Origin of the sequence: Rubrivivax sp. A210 (assembly GCF_904426505.1) — a bacterium.
Classification (GTDB): Bacteria; Pseudomonadota; Gammaproteobacteria; order Burkholderiales; family Burkholderiaceae_C; genus Rubrivivax.
The window spans coordinates 203713-230326 of the sequence record NZ_CAJGBN010000056.1 but is presented as its reverse complement, the minus strand read 5'-3'; the positions used below and the strand labels follow the sequence as shown (position 1 = coordinate 230326).

Sequence of the window (26614 nt, the reverse complement as noted above, 5' to 3'; positions counted from 1 at the left end):
CCTGCCGCGCCGCGCGCAACCGGCCGCATGGCCCCGCTGCCCTTCGTCGTCGATCTCGGCGGCGGCGTCTTTGCCGTCGACACCGGCTTCCACCGCGACCGCTTCGATGCCGCCTACCTGCTGGTGCAGGACGGCCGCGCCGCCTTTGTCGACACCGGCACGCAGATTGGCGCGCCGCGCTTGATGGCGGCACTGGCGGCACTGGGGCTGGCGCCCGCCGCGGTGGACTACGTCATCCCCACCCACGTCCACCTCGACCACGCCGGTGGCGCCGGCTGGCTGATGCAGCAATGCCCCCAGGCCACGCTGCTGGTCCACGCGCGGGGTGCGCGCCACCTGATCGACCCCAAGGCGCTGTGGATGGGCGCCACCGCGGTCTATGGCGCCGAAGAGATGACGCGCTCCTACGGTGGCATTGTGCCGGTGCCGGCCGAGCGTGTGTGTGCCACCGAAGAGGGCATGGAGGTAAGCCTGGCCGGCCGCCGCCTGCGCTTTGCCGACACCCCCGGCCATGCGCGTCACCACCACTGCGTGTGGGACGAGGTCACGCGCGGCTGGTTCACCGGCGACACCTTCGGCCTCAGCTACCGCGAGTTCGACACCGGGCGCGGGCCCTGGATCGTGCCGACGACGACGCCGGTGCAGTTCGAACCCGATGAACTGAGGCTTTCGGTCGAGCGCCTGATGGCGGCGCAGCCCGACTGCCTTTACCTCACCCACTTCGGCCGCGTCACCGGCGTGTCGCGGCTGGGCGCGCAGTTTCTGGCGCTGCTCGACGAGATGGTGGCGCTGGGCCGGACCATCCATCGGCAGGCCGGCACAGCCACCGCGCGCCACGAGGCGCTCAAGGCCGGCCTGCTCGGCATCTTCGCCGACAGCCTGGCCGCGCACGGCTGCACGCTGGGCCGCGCCGAAGTTGCCGAGCTGCTGGCCATCGACATCGAGCTCGATGCCCAGGGCATGGCGATCTGGCTCGACCGCCGCTGAATCCGGACTGAAGGGGCGAAAAGATGGCAGGCGTTCATTTCGGTCTCGAAGGCCGCGTCGTCGTGATCACCGGCGCGGCCCAGGGCATCGGTGCGGCCTGTGCGCAGCGCCTGGCGCGCGACGGCGCCGCGGTGGCGCTGTGGGACGTGGCCGACGCCGCCGGCTCGGCCCTGGCCGCCGAGCTGCAGGCCGCCGGCGCGCGAGCCCTCTACTGCCACTGCAATGTGGCAAGCAAGGCCGAGGTCGACGCGGCACTGACGGCCACGCTGGCCGCCTTCGGCCATGTCGACGGCCTCGTCAACAACGCCGGCATCTTCAAGGCCGCGGCCTTTCTCGACATCGCCGAGACCGACTGGGATGCGGTGATCGCCATCAACCTCAAGGGCGCCTTCCTGGTTGGCCAGGCCGTCGCACGCGCGATGGTCGGCAACGCCGGCCCGCGGCGCGGCGCCATCGTCAACATGAGCTCGGTCAACGGCCGCCTGGCCATACCCAGCATTGCCAGCTACAACGCCAGCAAGGGCGCCATCGACCAGCTCACCCGCGTGATGGCGCTGGCCCTGGCCGACCAGGGCCTGCGCGTCAATGCGGTGGCGCCGGGCACCATCGCCACCGAGCTGGCGCGCAGCGCCGTGCTCACCAGCGACGAGGCACGCGAGCGCATCATGAGCCGCACGCCCATGCGCCGACTGGGCGAGCCCGAGGAGATTGCCGACGCCGTGGCCTGGCTGCTCAGCGATGCCGCCAGCTACGTCACCGGCGAGATCATCGTCGTCGATGGCGGGCGCATGGCCTTGAACTACACCGTGCCGCCGGCTTGAGCCCCGGGGCGCAGCCAAGCCATGAAAACCCCGGACGAGACCCTGGCGCGCTGGCTGGCCGAGGAAGAAGCCGTGCGCGAGCGCCTCGCTCCCGAAACCGGCGTCGCCCGCCGCGAGCACTTCGCTGGCAAGCCGGGCATGGCGCTCTTCGAGGCCCTCTTCGCCGGCCAGGTGCCGCGCGTGCCCATAGGCCAGACGCTGGACTTCTTGCCCGTACACATCGAACCCGGCCACGCGGTCTTCCAGGGCCGACCCGGGCCGCAGCACTACAACCCCATGGGCAGCGTACACGGCGGCTGGTTTGCCACCCTGCTCGATTCGGCCCTGGGCTGCGCCGTGCACTCGGCGCTGCCGGCCGGCAAGGGCTATACGACGCTGGAGCTGAAGGTCAACATGATCCGCGCCCTCAGCGACAAGGTCGCCCGCGTGCGCGCCGAGGGCCGATTGATCCACCTGGGCGGGCAGACGGCCACTGCCGACGCCCGCCTGGTCGGCCCCGACGGCCGCCTCTACGCCCATGGCTCGACCACCTGCCTGGTGTTCGACATGCCGGCCTGACAGGCCGTGTCCGACCTGCCGGCCTGACCGACAATGGCGGCCATGAAATACCTTCACACCATGGTCCGCGTGACCGATGTCGAGGCCTCGCTGCACTTCTGGCGCGACGCCCTGGGGCTCGAGGTACAGTCGCGCCGCGACATCGAGGCCGGCCGCTTCACGCTGATCTTCCTGGCCGCGCCGGGCGACAGCCAGGCGCAGATCGAGCTCACCTACAACTGGCCCGACGCCGACGGCCGCGCCGAGGTCTATACCGGCGGCCGCAACTTCGGCCATGTGGCCTATGCGGTGGACGACATCCACGCTGCCTGCCAGCGCCTGATGGCCGCCGGCGTCACCATCAACCGCCCACCGCGCGACGGTCGCATGGCTTTTGTGCGCTCGCCCGACGGCATCTCGGTCGAACTGCTGCAGGCCGGTGGCGCGCTGGCGCCGGCCGAGCCGTGGATATCGATGCCCAACGTCGGCAACTGGTAGGCTGCCGCCCACCATGTACCAGCCGGCCCACTTCAGGCAGGAAGACGGCGCCGCGCTGGTGGCGCTGATGCAGGCCCACCCGCTGGCTGCGCTGGTTTCGGTGCAGGACGGCGAACCCACGGCCGACCACATTCCGCTGCAGTACGACGAAGCGGCGCAGGTGCTGCGCGGCCATGTCGCGCGTGCCAACCCGCTGTGGCGTGCGGCCGCGGGCCAGCCAGTGCTGGCCATCTTCCGTGGCGCCCAGGCCTATGTCTCGCCGTCCTGGTACCCGTCCAAGGCCGAGCACCACAAGGTCGTGCCGACCTGGAACTACGCCGTCGTCCACGCCCATGGCCGCCTGCGCGCGGTGGACGATGCGCCCTGGCTGCACGAGTTGGTCAGCGGCCTCACGGCCCGCCATGAAACCGGCCGCCCCACGCCCTGGGCGGTGGGTGATGCGCCGGCCGATTTCATCCAGCAGATGCTCGCTGCCATCGTCGGCATCGAGATCGCGGTCGAGCGCCTGGAGGGCAAGTTCAAGCTCAGCCAGAACAAGAGCGCGGCCGACCGTGCCGGCGTGGCCGCCGGCATGGCCACCGGCGACGCCGGCGCCCAGGCGATGGCCGCCCTGGTGCTGCCGAAACCCTGATCAGCGCGCCGGGCGCAGCGCCGAGGCGGCGCGGGCCAGCGCGGTGATGCGGTCCCAGTCGCCGGCGTCGATGGCGTCCTGCGGCGTCAGCCACGAACCGCCGCAGACCTTGACGTTGGGCAGGGCCAGGAATTGCGGCGCGGTCTCGGGCGTGATGCCGCCGGTGGGGCAGAAGGCGACATCGGCAAAAGGCCCGGCCAGGCCCTTGAGCATGGGTATGCCGCCGGCCGCCGTGGCCGGGAAGAACTTCAGGAAGCTGTAGCCGTCAGCATTGGCCGCCATCACCTCGCTGGCCGAGGCCACGCCCGGCAGCAGCGGCAGGCCCATGTTGCGGCAGGCATGGCCGATGTCGCTGGTGTAGCCGGGGCTGACGCCGAAGCGGCAGCCGGCGTCCTTGGCCGCCTGGGCGTCGGCCACCGAACGGATGGTGCCGGCGCCGACGATGGCCTCGGGCACGGCGGCGACGATCTCGCGCATCGCCGCCAGCGCCACCGGCGTGCGCAGCGTCACCTCGAGCACGTACACGCCGCCCGCCACCAGGGCGCGCGCCAGCGGCACGGCGTCGGCCAGGCGCTGGATCACGATGACCGGGATCACCGGGCCGTGGGCGACGAGTTCGAGCGGGTCCTTCATGTCGTTTCCTGCCTTCAAAGCCATGTCACCGCGCCTTCTTCGGCGCTGCTGACGTTGCGCCGCATGCCGGCGAAGAGTTCACGGCCGAGGTCGTGGGCGTTGACCTCGGCCTGTTCGGCCGTGAGTGTGGCGGGCACGCGTGACGCCCAGACGGCGGGGTCCACCAGCGCCTCCAGCGTGCCGGCCACCGCGTCCAGGCGGATCAGGTCGCCGTCGCGCACGCGCGCCAGCGGGCCGCCGGCCAGGGCCTCGGGGCTGACGTGGATGGCCGCCGGCACCTTGCCGCTGGCGCCGCTCATGCGGCCGTCGGTGACCAGCGCGACCTTGTAGCCGCGGCCCTGCAGCACGGCCAGCGGCGGCGTCAGCTTGTGCAGCTCGGGCATGCCGTTGGCGCGCGGGCCCTGGAAGAGCACGACGGCGACGACATCGCGGTCGAGTTCGCCGGCCTTGAAGGCCGCTTGCAGCGCCTCCTGGCTCGTGAAGACGCGGGCCGGCGCCTCGACGATGTGGCGATCTTCCGGCACGGCCGAGGTCTTGATGACGCTGCGGCCCAGATTGCCCCGCAACAGGCGCAGGCCGCCGGTGGCCGAGAAGGGTTCGCTGGCCGGGCGCAGCACGCTGGTGTCGCCGCTGATCTGCTGCAGGGCGCTCCAGGCAAGTTGGCCGCCGCCGTCCAGCGCCGGCACCTCGGCGTAGGCAGCCATGCCGCGGGCGCTGACGGTGGCCACGTCAGCGTGCAGCGCGCCGCTCGCCATCAGCTCGCGCAACACATAGCCGGGACCACCTGCGGCCTGGAACTGGTTCACGTCGGCGCTGCCGTTGGGGTAGACGCGGGCCAGCAGCGGCACGGCGGCGGCGAGGTCGGCGAAGTCGGTCCAGTCGATCAGGATGCCGGCGGCGCGCGCCACCGCCACCCAGTGGATGAGGTGGTTGGTGCTGCCGCCGGTGGCCAGCAGCGCGACCATGGCGTTGACGATGACGCGCTCGTCGACCAGGCGGCCGATGGGCAGGAAGCGCTGCGCGCGGGTGATCGAGAGCACGGTGCGCACCGCCTCGCGCGTGAGCGCCTCGCGCAGGCCGGCGTGGGGGTGGACGAAGGCCGCGCCCGGCACATGCAGGCCCATGGCCTCGAGCAGCATCTGGTTGCTGTTGGCCGTGCCGTAAAAGGTGCAGGTCCCGGGGCCGTGGTAGGCCGCGCTCTCGGCCTTGAGCAGCTCGGCGCGGCCCACCAGGCCCTGTGCCGCCTGCTCGCGCACCTTGGATTTCTCGTTGTTCGACAGGCCGCTGCTCATGGGCCCGGCGGGCACGAAGACGCAGGGCAGGTGGCCGAAGTGCAGCGCGCCGATCAAGAGGCCGGGCACGATCTTGTCGCACACGCCCAGCAGCAGCACGGCGTCGAAGACATCGTGGGTGAGGCCCACGGCCGTGCCCATCGCGATGGTGTCGCGCGAGAACAGGCTCAGCTCCATGCCGGGCAGGCCCTGGGTGACGCCGTCGCACATGGCCGGCACGCCGCCGGCCACCTGTACCGTGGCGCCCAGGCGGCGTGCCTCGTCGCGGATCAGCGCCGGATAGCCCTCGTAGGGCTGATGGGCCGACAACATGTCGTTGTAGGCCGTGATGACGCCGATGTTGAGCGCCTTCTCGGCGACGACGCGGAACTTGTCGCCGCCGGGCAGGGCCGCGAAGGCGTGGGCGACATTGGCACAACCCATGCGCTCGGCGCCAGGTGGCCGGTTCACCAGCCGGTTGATGCGGGACAGATAGGCCTGCCGGGTGGGCGCGCTGCGTTGCGCAATGCGCTGGGTGACGTCGATGAGGGCTTGCTTCATGCGGGCGACCTTGTAACCTGTCTGTCCATTATCAAGTAACTGAGTTACATCGTCAACGCCATCGCTGGTGCCGTCAGGGCCATTGCCGGGGGCCGGGTAACCGTGCGATGCTGGCGGCCGTGCAGGCGCCCATAGACCCCGAACTGATGGTCAGCGACCCGGCCGAGTCGCTGCAGAAACTGCGCCGGCAGTGGCAGGGCCGCTGCGAGCGCTGGATCTTCGGCTACGCCTCGCTGATCTGGCGTCCCGAGTTCGACGCCGCCGAGCACCGCCCCGCCCTGGTGCATGGCTGGCACCGCGCGCTGCGCATGCGTTCGCGCATCAACCGCGGCACGCCGCAGCAGCCGGGGCTGGTGTTCGCGCTGCTGCCGGGCGGCGCCTGCCGCGGCATGGTCTACCGGCTGCGGCCCGAGAACGGCGACGAGGAACTTGAGCGCCTGTGGGCGCGCGAGATGCCCACTGGCGTCTACGACCCGCGCCTGCTGCCCTGTCGCACACGCGAGGGCACGGTGCTGGCGCTGGCTTTCACGCTGAGCCGGCGCAGCGAGGCCTTCCTGCCCCACCTGCCCGACGACGAGGTGCTGCACATCCTGCGCCATGCGCGCGGGCGTTGCGGCAGCACGCTGGACTACCTGGCCGAGACCTCGGCCGCGCTGCGCGAGCGCGGCGTGCGCGACCGCGAGATCGAGCGCCTGGTGGCGCTCGCGCGCCGCCATGGCCTGCTTCAGCCCGAGGTGCGGCGCAGGGTTTCGAGGTCGGACGAGGTGTCGACGTCGAGCAGCACGCCGGGGTCGTCGAGTTCCAGCCCCTGAGCCGGGTAGCGCGCAATCAGGCGGCGCGCGCCCTCGTCGCCGCGCAGCAGGATCAGTTCGGAATACAGCTCGGCGGCAAAGCCCACCGGGTGGCCGCGCCGGCCGCGGTGCTGGGCGCAGACCACCGCATGCTGCTCCAGCGCCGTGGCCACGGCCAGGATGCTGGACGGGCGCACCAGGGGCATGTCGCCCGGCAGCACCAGCCAGCCCGGCGCACCCGAGCGCTCGGAGATGCCTGTTGCGATGCTGTGGCCCATGCCGCGTGCCGCGTCGGCCGGACTCAGCACCACGATGTCGCGCGTGGCCAGGAATTCGGCCACCAGGTGCTGCAGTGCCGCCGTGGTGACCACCACCACCGGCAATTGCGTCTGGACGGCCTGGCGCACGGTGCAGCCCAGCACCGTGGCGCTGCCGAAAGGCTGCTCGAGCTTGTGCTGCGGGCCGGCAAAACGGCTGCCGCGGCCCGCTGCGGGCACGACGATGGTGGGACGGAATCTCATCGTTATTGGGGCCGGCTTCTGGGCTGCGGGCGCTTTTCCTCTGAGACGAGAATGGCCGCCCCGCCCGCCGCGGGATAGTGGGGGGTTCACTTACGGCCTTCCCCGGGGACGCTAACCCCCTAGCTTTCTATACTGCAGCGATGGACATCGCCGATCTGCGCAAGAGCTATGAGCGCGACGCGCTCGACGAATCGGCCTCGGAGGCCGACCCGCTGAAGCAATTCGAGCGCTGGTTCGAGCAGGCGCTGTCGTCGCAGCTGCCCGAGCCCAATGCGATGACCCTGGCCACGGTGGGCACCGACGGCCGGCCGTCGACCCGCGTGGTGCTGGTCAAGGGCTTCGATGCGCAAGGCATCGTCTGGTACACCAACTACGACAGCCGCAAGGGCCGCGAACTGGCCGCCCATCCGCTGGCCGCGCTGCAGTTCCATTGGGTCGAGCTGGAGCGGGTGGTGCGCATCGAGGGCCGCGTCGAGAAGACCAGCGCGGCCGAGTCCGATGCCTATTACAAGACGCGCCCGCTCGATTCGCGCCTGGGCGCCTGGGCCTCGCCGCAGAGCCAGGTGATTACTTCGCGCGCCCTGCTGGTGGCCGGCGCCGCCAAGGCCGCTGCGCAGTACGCGCTCAACCCGCCGCGCCCGCCGCACTGGGGCGGATACCGCCTGCGGCCCGAGCTGTGGGAGTTCTGGCAGGGCCGCAAGAGCCGTCTGCACGACCGCCTGCGCTACCGGCTCGAGGGTGAGGCCTGGGTGCGCGAGCGCCTGGCGCCCTGAGGCGCCCTATTTGCCTGCCGATTTGCGCGCTGGCCTGGCCGCCTGCTTGCCCAATGCCTTCTTGGGCCTGGCCTTGCCCGGCTTGCCAGCCCTCTTCTTTGCCGCCGCGTCGTTGTCGGCCCTCGCCATGCCGTGCGGCCCGGCCTGCAGCGCTGCCTCTATCCGTTCGCACAGGGTGCGCAGGATCTTGACGCGGGCGAAGTACTTGTCGTTCGATTCGACCAGGGTCCAGGGCGCGTCGCCGGTGCTGGTGCGGTCGACCATGTCGCACACCGCCCGCTGGTAGGCGTCCCACTTGTCGCGGTTGCGCCAGTCGTCCTCGGTGATCTTGAAGCGCTTGTGCGCCACCTCTTCGCGCTCGCGAAAGCGCCGCAGCTGCTCCTCGCGGCTGGTCTGGAGCCAGAACTTGAGCACGATGACGCCGGCGCCGGTGAGCTCGTGCTCGAAGTCGTTGATCTCGGTGTAGGCGCGCTGCCAGTCGGCCTCGCTGCAATAGCCCTCGACACGCTCGACCAGCACGCGGCCGTACCAGGTGCGGTCGAAGATGGCCAGGCGGCCTCGCCGCGGGATGTGGCGCCAGAAGCGCCACAGGTGCGGCTGGGCGCGTTCTTCCTCGCTGGGCGCAGCTATCGGTATCACCTGGTACTGGCGCGCGTCGAGCGCCGCGCACAGGCGGCGGATGGCGCCGCCCTTGCCGGCCGCGTCGGCGCCCTCGAAGGCGCAGACCACGGCGTGATCCTTGAAGCGCGGGTCGCGCACCAGCTCCGACAGCCGGCCCTGCCAGCGCGCCAGTTCCTTTTCGTAGGGGCGCTCCGCGAGCACGAGCGAAAGGTCGAGTTCGGTCAGCAGGTTGCGGCCGTCGGTGTCCACGCGCACCAGCGGCGCTGCCGGCGGCTGCGGGCGTTCTTCGCAGTCCAGCTTCTGGCGCAGCGCCTCGAGCAGGATGCGGCCCACTGTCAGCTCGCGGTAGCGGTCGTCGCTGGCCTCGACCACGGCCCAGGGCGCCCAGGGTGTGTTGGTGACGCGCAGCACATGGCCGGCAGTCTCCTGCGCCTCGTCGAAGCTCTCGAGGCGGTCCCAGTTCCATTGCGTCACGCGCCAGGCGGTGCGGGGGTCGGCCTCCAGCGCCTTGAGCCGCTTGCGCTGGGCCGACTTGGTGAGGTGCAGCCAGAACTTGAGGATCAGCGCGCCCTCGTTGACCAGCATGGCCTCGAAGCGGTTGATCTGCTCGGCGCGGGCGTCGAGTTCCTTGATCGAAAGCCGGCCCTCGATGCGGTCGCGCATGGGATCGGAGTACCAGGAGCCGGCGAACATGCCCATGCGCCCGCGCGGCGGCAGCGAGCGCCAGTAGCGCCACATCGGCGGTCGGTCGTGCTCTTCCTCGGTGGGCTCGGAGAAGGCCAGCGTCGAGATGAAACGCGGGTCCATCCACTCGTAGAGCAGGTTGATGGTCTCGCCCTTGCCGGCGCCGTCCTGGCCGCTGATGATGAGCAGCACCGAGGTCTTCTTGCGCTGCACCAGCTCGATCTGCGCCTGCAGCAGCGCCGCACGCAACTCGGGCAGGGCCAGGCGATAGGCCTCCTTGGCAATCTTGTGGCCGATCTCTGCCGATTCGAACATCGCGATTCCTTCCGAGCCCGCCGCACCGCGGCGTCATCTCCGACCGTATCAGGCCTGGCGCACCACGCGCTGCGGAAATGGAATGTCAACCCCGGCCTCGTTCAGCGCTTCCAGCAGCGCCAGGTTGACGGCCGAGCGCACATTGCCCTGGCCGTTCTCGGGGTCGGCAATCCAGAAGGCGATGGTCAGCTCCAGGCCGTCGGCAGCAAAATTCGACAGCTGCACCGAGGGCGCCGGGTCGGCCACCACGCGCGCCACGCGGCCGGCGGCGGCGGCCAACTGGGGCATCAGCGTGGGCAGCGGGCTGCCGTAGGCCACCTGCACCACGGTGGTGAGCAGCACCTTGGGGTCGGCCAGCGAGGCGTTCTCGACGCGCTGGGTGATCAACATCTCATTGGGCACGATGGATTCGCGGCCGTTGAGGGCGCGGATCACGGTGTAGCGGGTGCTGATGTCGGTGATGCGGCCCTCGAAGCCGTCGACCTTGACCATGTCGCCGATGCGCATGCTGCGCTCGGCCAGGATCACGAAGCCGCTGATGTAGTTGGCCGCCAGCTTCTGCAGGCCCAGGCCGATGCCGACGCCGAGGCCGCCGCCCAGCACGCCCAGCGCCGTGAGGTCGATGCCGGCGGCCGAGGCGGCGAAGAGCACGCCCACGAAGAGCAGCACGGCGCGCAGCGCATTGGCCGCCATCTTGCGGATGCTGAGGTTGTCGGTGGCGCCCTTGAGCAGGCGCGCCTCGAACATCGACGATACCCACAGCGCCAGCACCAGCACCAGCACCGCGGTGACCGCACCCTCCAGCAGGTTGCGCACCGAGACTTTGCTGGCGCCTATCTTCCAGTGGATGTCGTCCAGCTCGGCCAGCATCAGCGGCAGCACGCCGGTGATCCACAGCACCATGGCCAGCCAGGCGATCCAGGACACGCTGCGCTCGACCACCCGCATCAGCTGCGAGCCCGGGAAGGCGGCACGCAGCACGCGCACCGTGAGCCGTATCACCGCCAGCGAGACCAGGATGGGCACGACCAGCTTGAACACCGCGATCGGCACCTGCCCGGCCAGCGCCCAGCGCGCGGTCAGCGCCAGCAACAGGGTCAGCAGCGGGAAGAGGGCGCCGTCGACGATGCGGTGGCCGAACCAGATCGAGCCCCGCTCGGCCTGAGGCCCGCGCAGCCCGCGCACCAGCGCCCAGCCGCCCAGCAAGCAGGCCACCAGCACCGCCAGCTCGATGGCCGCGGTGGGCTGGAGCAGGGCGTGGACGAGCCGGTCGAGCTCGTCGGCCGTCGGCGGACGGTCCATGGCTGCCGCAGCGCCCTACCAGGTCAATGCACGTCGGCGAGCACGCGCACATGCGCTGCCACGCTGCGCGCCAGCGCACTCAGCGCGTAGCCGCCTTCGAGGCAGGACACGATGCGGCCGTGGCTGTGGCGGCGCGCCACGTCCACCAGGCGCTGGGTGATCCATTCGTAGTCGGCCTCGACCAGGCCCATCTGGCCGAGGTCGTCCTCGCGGTGGGCGTCGAAGCCGGCCGAGATGAAGACCATCTGCGGCGCGAAGCGGTGCAGCGCCGGCATCCACATCGTCTCAATCATCTCGCGCACCGCGGCGCCGCGCGTATAGGGCGGCACCGGCACATTGACCATGTTCGTGCCCTTGGGCACGGCGCCGCTGTAGGGGTAGAGCGGGTGCTGGAAGAAGCTGCACATCAGCACGCGGTCATCGCCGGCGATGATGTCCTCGGTGCCATTGCCGTGGTGGACGTCGAAATCGATGATGGCCACGCGCTCGAGGCCATGCACGTCCAGCGCGTGGCGGGCCGCGATGGCGACGTTGTTGAAGAAGCAAAAGCCCATGGCTTCGTCACGCGTGGCGTGGTGGCCGGGCGGGCGCACGGCGCAGAAGGCGTTGAGTGCGCGGCCGGCGATCACGTCGTCGGTGGCCGCGACGGCGGCGCCGGCGGCATGCAGCGCCGCCGACAGCGTGGCCGGGCAGGCGACGGTGTCGGGGTCCAGCGCCTTGGTGACGCCGCCATCGCGCACCTGCTCGAGCAGGTCCTTGATCTCGGTGACGTAGTGCGCCGTGTGGGCGCGCTCGATCTGCTCGATGGTGGCTTCGGGGGCATCGCGGAAGGTCAGCGCGATGTCAAGGCCGGTGGCCAGCAACTGGTCGTTGATGGCGTCCAGCCGCCCCGGGCATTCGGGATGGCCTGCGCCCATGTCGTGCAGGCGGCAAGCGGGGTGGGTGTAGAAGACGGTGCTCACGGTGGGATCGCGCTTTCGCTTTTCGAGTATGGTCCCGCGCATGGACGAGAGCCTTACGCGCCAGCTGTCTCGGCTGGTCGACCAGATTAGCACGATCGTCGTCGGCAAAAGGCCGCAGATCGAGGACTCCGTCGCCTGCCTGCTGGCCGGCGGCCACCTGCTCATCGAGGACGTGCCCGGCGTCGGCAAGACCACGCTGGCGCACGCGCTGGCGGTCTCGCTGGGGCTGGATTTCCGCCGTGTGCAGTTCACCGCCGACCTCATGCCCAGCGACCTCATCGGCGTGAGCGTGTTCGAGCGGGCGCGCGACGCCTTCGTCTTCCACCCCGGGCCGGTGTTCGCGCAGGTGCTGCTGGCCGACGAGATCAACCGCGCCGGCCCCAAGACCCAGAGCGCCCTGCTCGAGGCGATGGAAGAGCAGCAGGTCTCGGTCGAGAACGAGACGCGGGCGCTGCCGCGCCCCTTCTTCGTGATCGCGACCCAGAACCCGAGCGACCAGCTCGGCACCTACCCGCTGCCCGAGAGCCAGCTCGACCGCTTTCTGCTGCGCATCACCCTGGGCTACCCCGATCACGCCGCCGAGCGCGAGCTGCTGGCCGGTGGCGACCGCCGCCTGGCCGCCGCGCGGCTGCAGCCCCTGCTGCCGCCGGCGGCGCTGCTGGCGGCGCAGCAGGCGGTGGCCGGCGTGCGTGCCGCGCCGGCCCTTCTGGACTACCTGCAGGCCCTGATCGCCGCCACGCGCTCGGGCGCCTGGTTCGTGCAGGGCCTGTCGCCGCGTGCCGGCATCGCCGTGTTGCGGGTGGCGCGCGCCCGCGCCCTGATGGCCGGGCGCGACTACGTGGCACCCGACGACATCCAGGCCATGCTGCCCCAGGCTATCGCCCACCGCCTGCTGCCGGTGGCAGCCTCCGGGCGCGGCGCGGTGGAGCAGGTTCGGGCCATGGTCGAGGCAATACCCATCCCTTGACCGTGGCTGCCCCGCCTCCGGCCGCCCGGGCCTGGTTGTCGACGCTGTCGCCGCGGCGGCGCTTTCGAGCCTGGCTGCAGGCGCGGCTGCCGCTCAAGGACAGCTGGACCCTGGGCCAGCGCAACATCTACATCCTGCCCACGCGCGCCGGCTTCACCTTCGCCGCCACCCTGGTGGTGATGCTGGTGGCCTCCATCAACTACCAGCTCAGCCTGGGCTATGCGCTGACCTTTCTGCTCGCCAGCTCGGCCCTGGTGTCCATGCACCTGACCCACGCCAACCTGCGCGGCCTGACGCTGCATCTGCGGCCGCCGGCGCCGGTACACGCCGGCGCGCCGGCCCTGCTGGAGGTGGTCATCAGCAACCCCGGCGGCCAACGCTATGCGCTGGCGCTGCGCCACGAGGACGACGCCGCCACCACGGTATGGACCGACGCACCGGCAGGCGGCCAGGCCGTGGCCCACCTGAGCTTCGTGCCGCCCCGGCGCGGCTGGCATGGCCTGCCGACGCTGCAGCTGGAGACGGTCTTCCCCTTCGGCCTCTTCCGCGCCTGGACCGTGTGGCGGCCGGCTTCGCGCCTGCTGGCCTGGCCGCGGCCGGAGCAGCCCGAACCGCCGCTGCCGGCCAGTGGCTCGAGCACCGGCGACCCGCAACCCGCGCGCCGCGGCGGCGGCAGCGAGCTCGACGGCGTGCGCCCCTGGCGGCGCGGCGACACCATGCGCCAGGTGGTGTGGAAGAAGGTGGCGCACAGCGGCGAAATGGTCAGCCGCGAGACCGCCGGCAGCGCCGCACGCGAGCTCTGGCTGGACTGGCAGGACACCACCGGCGATGCCGAGCGCCGCCTGGCGCGGCTGGCGGCCTGGGTGCTGACGGCTGATCGCGAGGGCATCACCGCCGGCCTGCGCCTGCCCGGCCGCGAGCAGCCCCCCGGCCAGGGTGCGGCCCACCGCCGCGCCGCGCTCGATCTTCTGGGGCAGTGGGCGTGATGGGGATCGCCGGCCTGCAGGAGCGCAGCGCCCACCTGCCGCGCGAGACGCGCGACACGCTGTTCCAGCTCGCCGTCATCGCCTGGACCATCACGCCCCATTTGCTGCACCTGCCGCTGTGGTGTGGCGCCATCGCCGCCGCGGTGCTGCTGTGGCGCGGCCGCATCGCGCTGCTGGGCGGCAGCCTGCCCCACCGCGCCGCGCTGATCGTGTTGCTGCTGCTGGCCTGCGGCCTCACGCTGTGGCAGGAACGCACGCTGCTGGGCAAGGAAGCCGGCATCACGCTGCTGGTGATGCTGGTCACGCTCAAGACGCTGGAGTTGCGTGCGCGCCGCGACGCCCTGGTGCTGTTCTTCCTCGGCTTCTTCCTGGTGCTCACTCACTTCCTCTATTCGCAGACCCTGCTCATCGGCCTGTGGCTGCTGGTGGCCGTGTGGGCCCTGCTGACGGCCCTGGTGCTGGCCCATATGCCGGTGGGCCGGCCCCCGCTGGCCCGGGCCGGCGGCGTGGCGGCGCGCACGGCGTTGCTGGCGTTGCCGGTGATGGCCGTGCTCTTCCTGCTGTTTCCGCGCATCGCGCCACTGTGGAGCCTGCCGCAGGATGCAGCCGGTCGCACCGGCCTGTCGGGCTCGATGCGCCTGGGCGGTGTCGCCGAGGTGGCCGAAGACGATTCCATCGCGCTGCGTCTGCGCTTTGCCGACACCGTGCCGAGGCCGGACCAGATGTATTTCCGCGGCCCGGTGCTGGTGCGCTTCGACGGCCGCCAGTGGACACGCGGCCTGACCGGCTTTGCCCAGGGCGGCCGGCTGCGGCTGGAGCTCGAGACCGTGGGCGCACCGCTGCGCTACGAGATGACGCTGGAACCCAGCCGCCTGCCGCTGCTGCCGCTGCTGGAGATGACGCCTGATCGCGCCGACAGCGCGCCCCTCGTTCCTGGCTGGGTGGCCAGCCAGCGCGGCGACGGCCAGTGGCAGACCGACCGGCCGGTCGACGAGCGGCTGCGCCTGCAGGCCAGCGCCTGGCTGGAACACCGCCACGGCCCGCGTGCGCCCGTGCCCGGCCTCGCCGAGCACCTGGCGCTGCCGCCCGGCGCCAACCCGCGCACGCGCGACTGGGCGCAGCAGCTGCGCCAGCGCCCCGAGCTGGCCGAGGCCGACGCGGCCACCCTGGCCGGCGCCGTGCTGCAGCACATCGCCCGCGGCGGCTACAGCTACACGCTGACCCCGGGCGTCTACGAGGGCGATGCCATTGACGAGTTCTGGCTCGACCGCAAGCTCGGCTTCTGCGAGCACTTCGCCAGCGCCTTCGTCATCGTGATGCGGGCGCTGGACGTGCCGGCGCGCATCGTCACCGGCTACCAGGGCACCGATCCGGCGCCGGTGGACGGCTGGTGGATCGTGCGCCAGCGCCACGCCCACGCCTGGGCCGAGATCTGGCAGGCCGGCAGCGGCTGGCAGCGCGTCGACCCGACCGCGGCCGTGGCGCCCGACCGCGTGCGGCGGGGGCGCAGCCTGGCGGCGCCGCCGGGCCTGGTGGCCGGCGCCATCAACACCCTGGACCCCAACCTGCTGGCCGCGCTGCGCGGCGCCTGGGAAGCGGCCAACAACCGCTGGAACCAGTGGGTGCTGGGCTATGCGCGCGGCCAGCAGTTTGACCTGCTGCGCAGCCTTGGCTTTGCGGCGCCCGACTGGCAGGACCTGGCCTACCTGCTGATAGGCCTGGCCAGCGGTGGCGCGCTGACCGGCGCCGCCTGGGCCGCCTGGGACCGCCGCCGCCAAGACCCCTGGCAAAGGCTGCAACGCCGCGTGCAGGCACGGCTGGCGAGGCTGGGCGTGGCGGTGCAGGTACACCATGCACCCAGGGCGCGCGCCGGCTTGGTGCGCGCCGCCCTCAATGGGCGCGGCGAGGCCCTGGCCGCACTGCTGGATGAACTCGACCGCCGCCGCTACGGCGCCGCCGCCACCGCCACGCCCGATGCGCTATGGTGGCCGCGCTTTGCCCGTGCGGCCCGTGCCGCAGCGAAGGCGGCGAAGGCGGAAAAAGCGCAGCGGTCGCCCCTAAACTCGCCGCCTTCCATCCCGAGCTGAGCCTGATCGTCTTGCGCCTGACCGCCCCTCATCCACTGGCTTCGCTGGCCCTGGCCGCGCTGCTGATCGCCACCCCGGCCAGCGCCCGCCACGGCAGCCACGCCGTCAACAACAAGCGCGAGCCCTCCTATGCCGGTCGTGCCGAGATCCGCAGCTTTGCCGCCGAGACCGCCGCGGCCCAGGGCCTGGACCGGCGCTGGCTGGCGACGCAGCTGGCGCGCGCCCACCGCATCGAGGCGGTGCGCAAGCTCATCATGCCGCCGGCCGTGGCCACGGCCAAGAACTGGGCCGCCTACCGCGAGCGCTTCATCGAGCCGCAGCGCATCGCCGCCGGCCTGGCGTTCTGGCAGGACAACGCCGACTGGCTGGCCCAGGCCGAAGAACGCTTCGGCGTGCCGGCCGAGGTGGTGGTGGGCATCGTCGGCGTCGAGACCTACTATGGCCGCATCACCGGCAATTTCCGCGTCATCGACGCGCTGTCCACGCTGGCCTTCGATTTCCCCGCCGGCCGCAGCGACCGCCGCGCCTTTTTCCGCCAGGAACTGGCCGAGTTCTTCGTGCTGTGCGCGCGAGAGGGGGTCGACCCGCAGACGGTGAAGGGCTCGTTTGCCGGCGCCATCGGCTGGCCGCAGTTCATGCCCGGCAGCATCAACCGCCACGCGCTCGACTTCGACGGCGACGGCCATGTCGACCTCTACCGCAGCCGCGCCGACATCGTCGGCTCGGTGGCGCAATACCTGCAGCGCGCCGGCTGGCAGCGCGGCCTGCCGGCGCGCTACGAGGTGGTGCCGCCGGCAGACGCCGAGAACCGCGCCGCGCTGCTGGCGCCGGACATCGCGCCCAGCTTCAGTGCCACGCAGATGGCCGACAAGGGTGCTGCGCTGTCCGACGATGGCCGCGCCCACGAGGGTCCGCTGGCGCTGGTGGAGTTGCACAACGGCGAACAGCCGCCCAGCTATGTGGCCGGCACCGTGAACTTCCGTGCCCTCACGCGCTACAACGCGTCGAGCTACTACGCGATGGCGGTGATCGAGCTGGGACAGGCCGTGGCGGCGGCAAAAGCCGCGCGACCCGTCACGCCGCCATAGGTACGAGGAAGTCGCGGCTGATGCCCACGCCCAGATCGCCGACGCGGTCAAGGAACTGCGTCAGGTAGGCGTGCAGGCCGGTGGCCAGGATCTCGTCGATGCGGCCATAACGCAGGTCGGACTTCAGGCGGCCGGCGCGGCGCAGCGTCTCGCCGCTCTGCTCGTTGGCCACCAGCTGCAGATTCGCCACCGCCTCGTTCATGCAGGCGGCCAGCGAGCGCGGCATGTCGGGGCGCAGGATCAGCAGTTCGGCCACCTTCTCGGGGTGGATCACGTTGCGGTAGACCTTGCGGTAGATCTCGAAGCCCGAGACCGAACGCAGGATCGCGCTCCAGTGGTAGAAATCGACCTCCATGCCCTCCTTGCTGGCGCCGGGGCCGAAGTAATCGCCGCCGGCCAGCGCCTGGAACTTGACGTCGAGCAGCCGCGCCGTGTTGTCGGCGCGCTCGAGGAAGGTGCCGATGCGCAGGAAGTGCAGCGCCTCGTCCTGCAGCATGGTGCCCACGGTGACGCCGCGGCTCAGGTGCGAGCGGAACTTGACCCACTCGAAGAAACTGCCCGGGTCGCGCTCGAAGGCGCCGTCCTTGAGCATGCGGTTGAACTCGAGCCAGGTCTGGTTCTGCGTCTCCCAGACCTCGGTGGTGAGCGCGCCGCGCACCGCACGCGCGTTCTCGCGCGCCGCGCGCAGGCAGGCCACGATGCTGGACGGGTTGGTCTCGTCGCGCACCATGAAATCCATGACGCTGCGCGCGCCGACGGCCTGGTACTTCTGCGAGAAGCTCCAGGTCAGCTCGCTGATCGAAAGCAGGCCGCGCCAGCCCTGCTCGGCCATGTCGGTGCTCTGCGGCAGCAGCGAAGTCTGGTAGTTGACATCGAGCATCCGCGCCGTGTTTTCGGCCCGCTCCATGTAGCGGGCCATCCAGAAGAGGTGGTCGGCGGTTCGCGAAAGCATCTCTTGATCTCCACTCAATCTTCGTACTCGGTCTTCGTGCTGAGTCTTTGCACTCAGTCTTCGAGAACCCAGGTGTCCTTGGTGCCGCCGCCCTGGCTGCTGTTGACGACCAGCGAGCCTTCCTTCAGGGCCACGCGCGTGAGCCCGCCCGGCACCATCTGCACGCTGGTGCCCGAGAGCACGAAGGGGCGCAGGTCGATGTGGCGCGGTGCGATGCCGCTGTCGACATAGGTGGGGCAGCTCGACAGCGACAGCGTGGGCTGGGCGATGTAATTCGTCGGGTTGGCCTTCACGACCTCGGCAAACTCGGCGATCTCGGCCTTGGTGGCGGCCGGGCCCACCAGCATGCCGTAGCCGCCGGCGCCATGCACTTCCTTCACCACCAGCTCGCCCATGTTCGCCAGCACGTACTTGAGGTCGTCGGCGTCGCGGCAGAGGTAGGTGGGCACGTTGTTGAGAATGGGCTTCTCGCCGAGATAGAACTCGATCATCTTCGGCACGTAGGGATAGATGCTCTTGTCGTCGGCGATGCCGGTGCCGACGGCATTGCACAGCGCGATGTTGCCGGCGCGGTAAACGTCGATGAGGCCGGCGCAGCCCAGGGTGCTGTCCTTGCGGAAGACCTTGGGGTCGAGGAAGTCGTCGTCGACGCGGCGGTAGATGACGTCGACCCGCTTGGGGCCCTGGGTCGTGCGCATGTAGACGAAGCCGTCGCGCACCACCAGATCCTGGCCCTCGACGAGTTCGACCCCCATCTGCTGGGCCAGGAAGGCGTGCTCGAAGTAGGCGCTGTTGTACATGCCGGGGGTGAGCACCACCACCGTGGGCTCGCTCACGCCGGCCGGCGCCACCGCGCGCAGCGTTTCGAGCAAGAGATCGGGGTAATGAGCCACCGGCGCCACGCGATGGCGCGCGAACAGCTCGGGGAAGAGCCGCATCATCATCTTGCGGTTCTCGAGCATGTAGCTCACGCCGCTGGGCACGCGCAGGTTGTCCTCCAGCACGTAGTAGCTGCCGCTGCCGTCGGCATTGCCGGCGCGCACGATGTCGACGCCGGCGATGTGCGAATAGACATTGCCCGGCACGTTGACGCCCATCATCACCGGCCTGAACTGGGCGTTCTGCAGCACCTGCTCGGCCGGCACGATGCCGGCCTTGATGATTTCCTGGCCGTGGTAGACGTCGTGGATGAAGCGGTTGAGGGCCACCACGCGTTGGCGCAGGCCGGCCTCCATCGAGATCCATTCCTGCGACGGAATCACGCGCGGGATGAGATCGAAGGGGATCAGGCGTTCGGTGCCGGAGCCGTCCTCGTCCTTGGCGCCGTAGACCGCGAAGGTGATGCCGACACGGCGGAAGATCATCTCGGCCTCGGCCCGGCGCGTGCGCATGGTCTCGGGCGGCTGGCGTTGCAGCCAGGCGTCGTAGACGCGGTAGTGCTCGCGCACCGCGCGTTCGGCGGTGTTCATTTCATCAAATGGCGTCTTCATCGTCCCAGCTTCCTTGGCATGCTCTCTAGCAATCCCCGGGCCCGCTCTGCGGGTTCTGGCCAGTGGGGCGCAGATCGACCCCCACGGTGAGGGTGTGGCGGCCACCGCCGCGGATGACGCCGCGCAGCGGCGTCACGTCGCCGAAGTCGCGCCCGATGGCCAGCCGCACATGGCCGCTGCCGGGCACCACGTCGTTGGTGGGGTCCAGATCGAGCCAGCCGGCACCCGCGCCCGTGTCGGGCACGCCGGGCGTGCCCGGGCACCAGACCTGGACCCAGGCGTGCGAGGCGTCGGCACCCTGCATGCGCGCACCACCTTCGGGCGCGTGCGTCAGCAGGTAGCCGCTGACATAGCGCGCCGGCAGGCCCAGCATGCGCAGCATGCCGGCCATCAGGTGGGCGAAGTCCTGGCACACGCCGCGCCGCTGCTCGAGCACGCGCGTGAGAGGCGTGTCGATGTCGGTGCTGCGGCTTTCATAGCGGAAACCGGCGTGGATGCGCCGCATCAGCTCGATGGCGGCGTCAGCCACGGGCCGCCCGGGCGCGAAGCTGGCGGCGGCAAAGTCGCGCAGCTCGCGCAGGCGCGGCACATAGGGCGATGGCAGCGCGTACTCGAGCTCGGGCACGAAGGGTGCGCCGGCCACGTAGCGCAGCCGGGCCGCCAGCGTGTCCCAGGCCGGCCCCGCCGCCGGTGCCAGCGCGGCAAAGCGTGGCCGCACGCGCACCTGGCTCGCGGCGCGCACGCGCAAGCGGCGGTGCGGCTGGGCGAGGCTGAAATGGCATTGCGCATTGCCCTGGTCGTCGACGCTGTCGCGCTGCTGGCCCGGCGCCGGCTCGATTTCCAGGCTGTGCGCCAGCACCTGCTGGTGGGCGTCGTGCAGGGGCCGCAGATGGGCCAGGTGATGGGCCAGCGACACCGGCGCGGTGTAGTCGTAGCGGGTCTCGTGCTGGACCGTCAGTTCCATCGCCATCGTTTTCGCCAATGTCCTGCTAGACCCGCTGATCCATGCCCTGGGCGAGCGTGAAATAGCGTTCGCCCACGCGCTCGGCCAGCGCCACCGCGGCGCCGCGCAGGTCGTGGGCCAGCGCCAGCAGGGCGCGGGCGATCTCGGCGTCGTCGGCGTCGCGCAGGTCTTCGAGCGTGAGCCCGGCGCCCTCGGCCGGCAGCAGGGCACGCAACGGCTGCAGCACCTCGGGCAGGCCGGGCAGCTTGCCGATCTCGGTGCGCAGCCGGCGCAGCACCCCGGCAAAGGCGCGCGGGTTGGCGCTGTCGAACACCAGCAGGTCGGCCAGCGCCAGCAGGTCTTCGTGGCGCTGGTAGCGGGCCCGGAAGGTGATGACGCTGTCGAAGAGCTCGAGCAGCAGGTCGATACCGGCGGCGCTGGCCAGCGCGCCGGCGGCGACAAAGGCCTCCAGGCGCGCGCAGACGCCGCCCAGGCGTTCAATCAACCGGCCCACGGTGAGCAGGCGCCAACCGTGGTCGCGCGTCATGCGGTCGCTCTGGGCGCCGGTCACGGCCGCCAGTTCCAGCGCCAGACGGTCGAGCGCCGGCATCACCTGGGCCAGCGTCGGCAGTTCGCCGTGGGCGCTGCGCAGCGTGTGCTGGAAGCCCTCGCGCATGGCGGCAATCAGGCCCCAGTGCTCCGACGACAGGCGCTCGCGCAAGGCCATGCCGGCGCGCTCCAGTGCCGCCAGGTTGTAGGCCGCACTGGTGGCGCCGGTCTCGTCACCCAGGCCGGCGAGCACGGCGCGCTCGAAGAGGTGGGACGACTGCAGCAGCGTCGGCACGCCCGGGGGTGCCAGCCCGGCGCTGATGGCCAGCGTCGACAGCGCTTGCAGCACAGCCGGCGGCACGTCGGTGTCGGCGTCGATCAGCGTCAGCGTGGCGCGCGCCAGCCGCACCAGCTGCTCGGTGCGCTCGGTGTAGCGGCCCAGCCAGAACAGGTTCTCGCCGGTGCGGCTGCTCACCGGGCGGCGGCGCTGCACGATGTCGTCCACCTGCAGGCGCTGCGGCAGCATCGAGAAGCTGTCGACCGCGCCTTCGGTCAGCACCCAGGTGTCCAGGCTGGTGCCGCCGCGCTGCATGGAGACGCTGCCTTCCTCGCGCTGCGCCACCCGCGTCATGCCGCCGGGCAGCACATGCCAGCGTCCGCCGCCGTCGGCAATCGCATAAACGCGCACCATGGAGGGGCGGGCCGTGACCGCTCCATTGCCCCAGATGGGTGCGCGCGAGTAGCGCAGCCGCCCCTGCACGGTCCAGGCATCGGGGTCTTCGGCCACCGCCGCGGCCTGGCCCACCTGGGACGCGAGGCCGCCGCGGGGGAAGGTGGAGCGAACGATCTTGTCATGCAGCCCGCCACGCACATCGGCCCAGGCCGCCGGTTCGCCGCACCACCAGGTGGGCAGCGAGGGCAGCAACAGCTGCGCGCCGGTCAGCCTTTCGGCAATGCCGGGCATGAAGCCCTGGATGGCGGGCGATTCGAGAAAGGCGCTGCCCAGGGCATTGGCCATCACCACCGTGCCGGCGCGTGCGGCCTGGATCAGGCCCGGCACGCCCAGGGCCGAATCGGGGCGCAGCTCGAGCGGGTCGCACCAGTCGTCGTCGACGCGGCGCAGCAGGCCATGCACCGGCTCCAGGCCTTCCACCGTGCGCAGGAACAGGCGCTCGCCGCGCACCGTGAGGTCGCCGCCTTCCACCAGCGGCAGGCCGAGGTAGCGCGCCAGGTAGGCATGCTCGAAATAGGTCTCGGCATAGGGCCCCGGCGTGAGCAGCACGATGCGCGGCGTCTCGCCGTCGCGCGCCTGGCGCGAAACCTGGCGGGCCGTGATCTCCAGCGTGTCGAGCAGGCGACGGTAGGAACTGGCGATGTGCTGCACGCGCAGGTCGCGGAAGGCGTCGGGAAACTGGCGCGAGATGACGAGGCGGTTGTGCAGCACATAGCCCAGGCCCGAGGGGCCCTGGGTGCGCTGCGACATCAGCCACCAGCGGCCGTCGGGGCCACGAGCGATGTCGAAGGCGACGATGAACAGCCGCAGCCCGCCCGGCGGCGCCACGCCGCGCATGGGCCGCAGCCAGCCCGGGTGGCGCAGCAGCAGCGAGGGCGGCAGCAGGCCCTCGTGCAGCAGGCGCTGCGGGCCGTAGAGATCGGCCAGCACGCGCTCCTGCAGTTCGGCGCGCTGCACCACGCCGGCCTCGATCTGGGCCCAGTCGGCCGGTTCGATGAGCAGCGGCAGCAGCTCCAGCGACCAGGGCCGGCTGGCCACGCCGCCATCGGCGAAGACGTTGTGCGTGACGCCGTCGAGGGCAATGCGCTGCCCCACCTGCTCGACGCGGCGGTCGAGATCCTGGACCATCTCCAGACCGCTGGCCGGCGCCGGCACGGTCTGCGCGAAGCGCTGCCATGCTGCACGCAGCGCGCCCTGGCCGTCACGCAGTTCGTCCCACACGCCGGCCTCGGCCGGCAGCACGCGGCTGGCCAGGGCATGCGCCGCCGGGTGCCCAGGCCCCGGCGTGCGGTCAAACGGAAACGAGCCCTGGAACTGCTGCTGCACGGCCTGCTTCAGCGGGGCCGCAGATCGAGGGTGAAGGGCATCTCGAGGCTGGGCACGGCCGGCTTGACGTCCATCTCGCCCGGCGTGTGGCCGAAGCGGAAGAAGCGCGACAGCCGCCGGCTCTCAGCCTCGTAGGCGTTGACCGGGAAGGTGTCGTAGCCGCGCCCGCCCGGGTGGGCGACGTGGTAGCGGCAGCCGCCAATGGAGCGGCGGTGCCAGCGGTCGACGAGGTCGAAGGTGATGGGCGCATCGACCGGGATGGTGGGGTGCAGGGCCGAGGGCGGCTGCCAGGCGCGGTAGCGCACGCCGCAGACGAACTCGCCCACGCGCCCGGTGGGCTGCAGCGGCAGGGCGTTGCCATTGGCGGTGACGACGTGGCGGTTGCCATTGAGGCCCGTGACCTTGACCTCCAGCCGCTCCAGCGAGGAATCGACATAGCGCGCCGTGCCGCCGGCGGTGTTTTCCTCGCCCAGCACATGCCAGGGCTCGAGCGCATTGCGCAGCGTGAGGCCAATCCCCTGCGTGGCCAGCTCACCGATGAGCGGGAAGCGGAAGGCAAAGTGGGGCGCGAACCAGGCGGCGTCGAAGGCGAAGCCGGCCTCGCGCAGCTCGGCCATCACGTCGTCGAAATCCAGCTCGCAGAAGCTCGGCAGCATGAAGCGGTCGTGCAGGCCCGTGCCCCAGCGCGTCAGGCGGGTGGCGCCGCGGCCGTTGTAGGGCTCGCGCCAGAACCAGGCCAGCAGCGAGCGCAACAGCAGCTGCTGCGCCAGGCTCATGCGCGCATGCGGCGGCATCTCGAAGGCGCGCAGTTCGAGCAGGCCCAGGCGGCCGGTGGGGCCGTCGGGGCTGTAGAGCTTGTCGATGCAGAACTCGCTGCGGTGGGTGTTGCCGGTGACGTCGACCAGCAGGTTGCGCAGCGTGCGGTCGACGATCCAGGGCGGCACGTTGCCATTGAGCCCGAGCTGGCGCTCCAGCTCGTTGAGGCCCAGCTCGACCTCGTAGACCTGGTCGCTGCGCGCCTCGTCGAAGCGCGGCGCCTGGCTGGTGGGGCCGATGAAGAGGCCGCTGAACAGGAAGCTGAGGGAGGGGTGGTTGTGCCAGTAGGTGATGAGGCTGGCCAGCACGTCGGGCCGGCGCAGGAAGGGGCTGTCGGCCGGCGTGGCGCCGCCCAGCACGAAGTGGTTGCCGCCGCCGGTGCCGGTGTGGCGGCCGTCGAGCATGAACTTCTCGGTCGACAGGCGTGTGTGGTGCGCCGCCTCGTAGAGGAATTCGGTGTGGTCGACCAGCTGTTCCCAGCTGCTGGCGGGGTGGATGTTGACCTCGATCACGCCCGGGTCGGGCGTCACCGCCAGCGTCTTGAGGCGCGGGTCGCGCGGGGGCGGATAGCCCTCGATGACGATCTTCAGGCCCAGTTCGGCCGTCGTCGCCTCGACCGCGGCCACCAGCTCGAGATAGTCCTCGAGGAAGCGCAGCGGCGGCATGAAGATGTAGAGCACGCCGCGGCGGCCGCCCAGCTTCTTCTCGGCCGCGGCCTCGGCGCGCGGGCCGTTGGCGCGCTGGGGGTCGCGCACCTCCACGCAGACCGCCGTGCGCGTGAGCTCGCCGGCGGATTCGAAGCGTGCCGGCAGCAGGGCCGGGTTGCGTGGGTGCGGCGTCACCGGATCGTGCTCGGTGGCCATGCGCAGCTCGCCGGGCAGGCCGGCGGCGGCCGTGCCCGCGGTGCCGAAGGCGGACCAGGCCGCGCCGGCGCCTTCAGCGCTGGCTTCGGCGCCGGACTTGGCGCCCGCTGCGCCGTGGCTTGCCGTGCCAGCAGCGCCGGCATCGGCGCCCTCAGGCCCGCGCAAGGCCTGCTGCATGCGCCAGGCCGCGGCCGAGGGCAGGGCGCCGAAGGGCGCGAAGGGGTCTTGCGGCAGCGTCCACGGGCGCTCGCCGGCGGCGGCCCAGGGCAGGGAGTCCAGCGGCAGGCGCAGGCCCATGGGCGAATCGCCCGGCATCAGGTAGAGGCGCTCGTCGCGCAGGAACCAGGGCCCGGTGATCCAGGCCGGGCCGGCGGTGCCGACCTGCCATTCGCGCTTGAGCGGCAGCAGGTAGCCGACCACGGCGTCCAGCCCCTGGGAGAAGACCCGGCGCAGGCGGGCGCGCTCCATCTCGTCGTCCAGGCGCGCATCGAAGGGATCGACGTTGACCGGCAGCCGGCGCTCGCGCCAGAGGTAGTACCAGGTGTCCTCGTAGGCGGGCTGGACGTGCTTGGGCTCGATGCCCAGGCGCCGCGTCAGCACCTGGACGAAGGCCTTGGCGTCGTCAGCCGTGTACTGGTGGTTGTCGCGCTCGTCGGCAAAAAGGCTGGCGTCGTTCCAGCAGGGCTGGCCGTCGGCGCGCCAGCAGATGCTCAGCGCCCAGCGCGGCAGCTGCTCGCCCGGATACCACTTGCCCTGGCCGAAGTGCAGAAAGCCGCCCTGCCCGTACTTGGCGCGCAGCTTGTGCACCAATTCGGTGGCCAGCCCCCGTTTGGTGGGGCCGAGGGCGTCGGTGTTCCATTCCGGTGCGTCGCGGTCGTCCACGGCGACGAAAGTGGGCTCGCCGCCCATGGTCAGCCGCACGTCCTGGGCCTGCAGCTGCAAGTCGACCTCGTGGCCCAGCTTCAGGATGTCGGCCCACTGGCCATCGGTGTAGGGCAGGGTGACGCGCGGCGACTCGTGGATGCGCGTCACCTCCATGTGGTGGGAGAACTCGACCTCGCTCTCGTCCACCGCGCCGCTCACCGGCGCGGCGGTGCTGGGCTCGGGTGTGCAGGCCACCGGGATGTGGCCCTCGCCGGCCAGCAGGCCCGAGGTGGGGTCGAAGCCGATCCAGCCGGCGCCCGGCAGGTAGACCTCGCACCAGGCGTGCAGGTCGGTGAAGTCGATCTCGGTGCCTGAGGGGCCGTCGAGCGACTTCACGTCGGGCTTCAACTGGATCAGGTAGCCGCTGACGAAGCGTGCCGCCAGCCCCAGGTGGCGCAGCGTCTGCACCATCAGCCAGCCGGTGTCGCGGCAGGAGCCGCTGCCGTTGACCAGCGTGACCTCGGGCGTCTGCACGCCGGGCTCCATGCGGATCAGGTACTTGATGTCCTTCTGCAGGCGCTGGTTGAGGCCCACCATGAAATCGATGGTGCGCTGTTCGGTGCGCGGAATGCTGGCCACGAACTCGGCGAAGCGCGGCGTCAGCGGCGCCTTGTCCAGATAGGGCAGCAGATCGCGCGCCAGCTCGGGCCCATAGGTGAACGGGAAGTTCTCGGCCTCGGGCTCGAGGAAGAAGTCAAACGGGTTGAGCACCGACATCTCGGCCACCAGGTCGACGGTGACCTTGAATTCGCGCGTCTTCTCCTGGAAGACCAGGCGCGCCAGGTGGTTGGCGAAGGGGTCCTGGTGCCAGTTGATGAAGTGGTCGCCGGGCTCGATGCGCAGCGAGTAGCCGAGGATGCGGGTGCGGCAGTGCGGCGCGGGGCGCAGGCGCACGACCTGGGGCGAAAGCGTGACCGGGCGGTCGTAGCGGTAGTGCGTGACGTGGTTCAGCGCGACATGGATGGACACGGGGCGTAGCTCC

Annotated in this window: 22 protein-coding genes; 11 read left to right on the top strand and 11 right to left on the bottom strand. The window is 71.1% G+C overall.

Going from position 1 to position 26614, the window contains the following annotated elements; genetic code table 11:
* The first annotated feature begins 27 nt into the window (after positions 1-27).
* The 5 genes from JMV16_RS20880 to JMV16_RS20860 are packed head-to-tail and all read left to right on the top strand — an operon-like array spanning position 28 to position 3474.
* A complete protein-coding gene (locus tag JMV16_RS20880) occupies positions 28-987 on the top strand; it encodes an MBL fold metallo-hydrolase (protein ID WP_201496244.1) in 960 nt (319 codons plus the stop codon).
* Positions 988-1010: 23 nt separating this feature from the next.
* A complete protein-coding gene (locus JMV16_RS20875; protein WP_201496243.1) occupies positions 1011-1808 on the top strand; it encodes an SDR family NAD(P)-dependent oxidoreductase in 798 nt (265 codons plus the stop codon).
* Between the two features lie 21 nt (positions 1809-1829).
* On the top strand, positions 1830-2366 hold the full coding sequence (locus JMV16_RS20870) for a PaaI family thioesterase (RefSeq protein ID WP_201496242.1): 537 nt from the start codon (positions 1830-1832) through the stop codon (positions 2364-2366).
* A gap of 42 nt (positions 2367-2408) precedes the next feature.
* Positions 2409-2843 carry a VOC family protein gene (locus JMV16_RS20865; protein WP_201496241.1) on the top strand — a complete coding sequence of 145 codons (435 nt, stop codon included), beginning with the start codon at positions 2409-2411 and terminating at the stop codon, positions 2841-2843.
* 13 nt (positions 2844-2856) lie between these two features.
* On the top strand, positions 2857-3474 hold the full coding sequence (locus tag JMV16_RS20860) for an FMN-binding negative transcriptional regulator (RefSeq protein ID WP_201496240.1): 618 nt from the start codon (positions 2857-2859) through the stop codon (positions 3472-3474).
* Here the strand turns inward: JMV16_RS20860 and eda are convergent, their stop codons facing one another.
* Together eda and edd are read right to left on the bottom strand one after the other, a co-directional pair.
* A complete protein-coding gene (gene eda, locus JMV16_RS20855) occupies positions 3475-4107 on the bottom strand; it encodes a bifunctional 4-hydroxy-2-oxoglutarate aldolase/2-dehydro-3-deoxy-phosphogluconate aldolase (protein WP_201496239.1) in 633 nt (210 codons plus the stop codon).
* A 14-nt stretch (positions 4108-4121) separates the two neighbouring features.
* Entirely contained in the window at positions 4122-5939 is a 1818-nt protein-coding gene (gene edd / locus JMV16_RS20850; protein WP_201496238.1) for a phosphogluconate dehydratase, read from the bottom strand.
* A 107-nt stretch (positions 5940-6046) separates the two neighbouring features.
* On the opposite strand from edd, the gene JMV16_RS20845 reads away from it, so the two are divergent.
* Complete coding sequence (locus JMV16_RS20845) at positions 6047-6751, top strand: gamma-glutamylcyclotransferase (RefSeq protein ID WP_236580633.1); 705 nt, start codon at positions 6047-6049, stop codon at positions 6749-6751.
* On the opposite strand, the gene JMV16_RS20840 is transcribed toward JMV16_RS20845, so the two are convergent.
* Positions 6664-7251, bottom strand: coding sequence for an NTP transferase domain-containing protein (locus JMV16_RS20840; RefSeq protein WP_201496237.1), 588 nt, complete (start codon positions 7249-7251; stop codon positions 6664-6666). The genes JMV16_RS20845 and JMV16_RS20840 overlap by 88 nt on opposite strands.
* A gap of 140 nt (positions 7252-7391) precedes the next feature.
* On the opposite strand from JMV16_RS20840, the gene pdxH reads away from it, so the two are divergent.
* The gene (gene pdxH, locus JMV16_RS20835; RefSeq protein ID WP_201496236.1) at positions 7392-8024 is read left to right on the top strand and encodes a pyridoxamine 5'-phosphate oxidase; all 633 of its coding nucleotides are present in this window, start codon (positions 7392-7394) and stop codon (positions 8022-8024) included.
* A gap of 6 nt (positions 8025-8030) precedes the next feature.
* Here pdxH and pap read toward each other — a convergent pair whose 3' ends face one another.
* From pap to JMV16_RS20820, 3 genes are read right to left on the bottom strand one after another with little or no spacing between them, the layout of a single operon-like run.
* On the bottom strand, positions 8031-9644 hold the full coding sequence (gene pap / locus JMV16_RS20830; protein WP_201496235.1) for a polyphosphate:AMP phosphotransferase: 1614 nt from the start codon (positions 9642-9644) through the stop codon (positions 8031-8033).
* Between the two features lie 48 nt (positions 9645-9692).
* Positions 9693-10946, bottom strand: coding sequence for a mechanosensitive ion channel family protein (locus JMV16_RS20825; RefSeq protein ID WP_201496234.1), 1254 nt, complete (start codon positions 10944-10946; stop codon positions 9693-9695).
* 23 nt (positions 10947-10969) lie between these two features.
* A complete protein-coding gene (locus JMV16_RS20820; RefSeq protein WP_411565060.1) occupies positions 10970-11863 on the bottom strand; it encodes a histone deacetylase family protein in 894 nt (297 codons plus the stop codon).
* Positions 11864-11948: 85 nt separating this feature from the next.
* Between JMV16_RS20820 and JMV16_RS20815 the strand changes: the two genes are divergently transcribed.
* Genes JMV16_RS20815 through mltB form a run of 4 tightly spaced genes read left to right on the top strand, consistent with a single transcriptional unit; the run spans position 11949 to position 17036 of the window.
* Positions 11949-12875 (top strand): AAA family ATPase, encoded by a 927-nt coding sequence (locus JMV16_RS20815; protein ID WP_236580632.1) that lies wholly within the window; start codon positions 11949-11951, stop codon positions 12873-12875.
* Positions 12876-12877: 2 nt separating this feature from the next.
* On the top strand, positions 12878-13861 hold the full coding sequence (locus tag JMV16_RS20810) for a DUF58 domain-containing protein (RefSeq protein ID WP_201496232.1): 984 nt from the start codon (positions 12878-12880) through the stop codon (positions 13859-13861).
* Entirely contained in the window at positions 13861-15948 is a 2088-nt protein-coding gene (locus JMV16_RS20805; RefSeq protein WP_201496288.1) for a transglutaminaseTgpA domain-containing protein, read from the top strand. Before JMV16_RS20810 ends, JMV16_RS20805 begins: the two co-directional genes overlap by 1 nt.
* Positions 15949-15959: 11 nt before the next feature.
* On the top strand, positions 15960-17036 hold the full coding sequence (gene mltB, locus JMV16_RS20800; protein ID WP_236580631.1) for a lytic murein transglycosylase B: 1077 nt from the start codon (positions 15960-15962) through the stop codon (positions 17034-17036).
* Here the strand turns inward: mltB and JMV16_RS20795 are convergent.
* From JMV16_RS20795 to JMV16_RS20775, 5 genes are read right to left on the bottom strand one after another with little or no spacing between them, the layout of a single operon-like run.
* Complete coding sequence (locus tag JMV16_RS20795; protein ID WP_201496230.1) at positions 17023-17988, bottom strand: alpha-E domain-containing protein; 966 nt, start codon at positions 17986-17988, stop codon at positions 17023-17025. The two genes, mltB and JMV16_RS20795, sit on opposite strands and share 14 nt — an antisense overlap.
* A gap of 53 nt (positions 17989-18041) precedes the next feature.
* Positions 18042-19478 carry a circularly permuted type 2 ATP-grasp protein gene (locus tag JMV16_RS20790; protein ID WP_201496229.1) on the bottom strand — a complete coding sequence of 479 codons (1437 nt, stop codon included), beginning with the start codon at positions 19476-19478 and terminating at the stop codon, positions 18042-18044.
* Between the two features lie 25 nt (positions 19479-19503).
* Entirely contained in the window at positions 19504-20442 is a 939-nt protein-coding gene (locus tag JMV16_RS20785) for a transglutaminase N-terminal domain-containing protein (RefSeq protein WP_201496228.1), read from the bottom strand.
* A gap of 25 nt (positions 20443-20467) precedes the next feature.
* A complete protein-coding gene (locus tag JMV16_RS20780) occupies positions 20468-23029 on the bottom strand; it encodes a circularly permuted type 2 ATP-grasp protein (RefSeq protein WP_201496227.1) in 2562 nt (853 codons plus the stop codon).
* Positions 23030-23037: 8 nt separating this feature from the next.
* Positions 23038-26601 (bottom strand): DUF2126 domain-containing protein, encoded by a 3564-nt coding sequence (locus tag JMV16_RS20775; protein WP_201496226.1) that lies wholly within the window; start codon positions 26599-26601, stop codon positions 23038-23040.
* Positions 26602-26614: the final 13 nt, after the last annotated feature.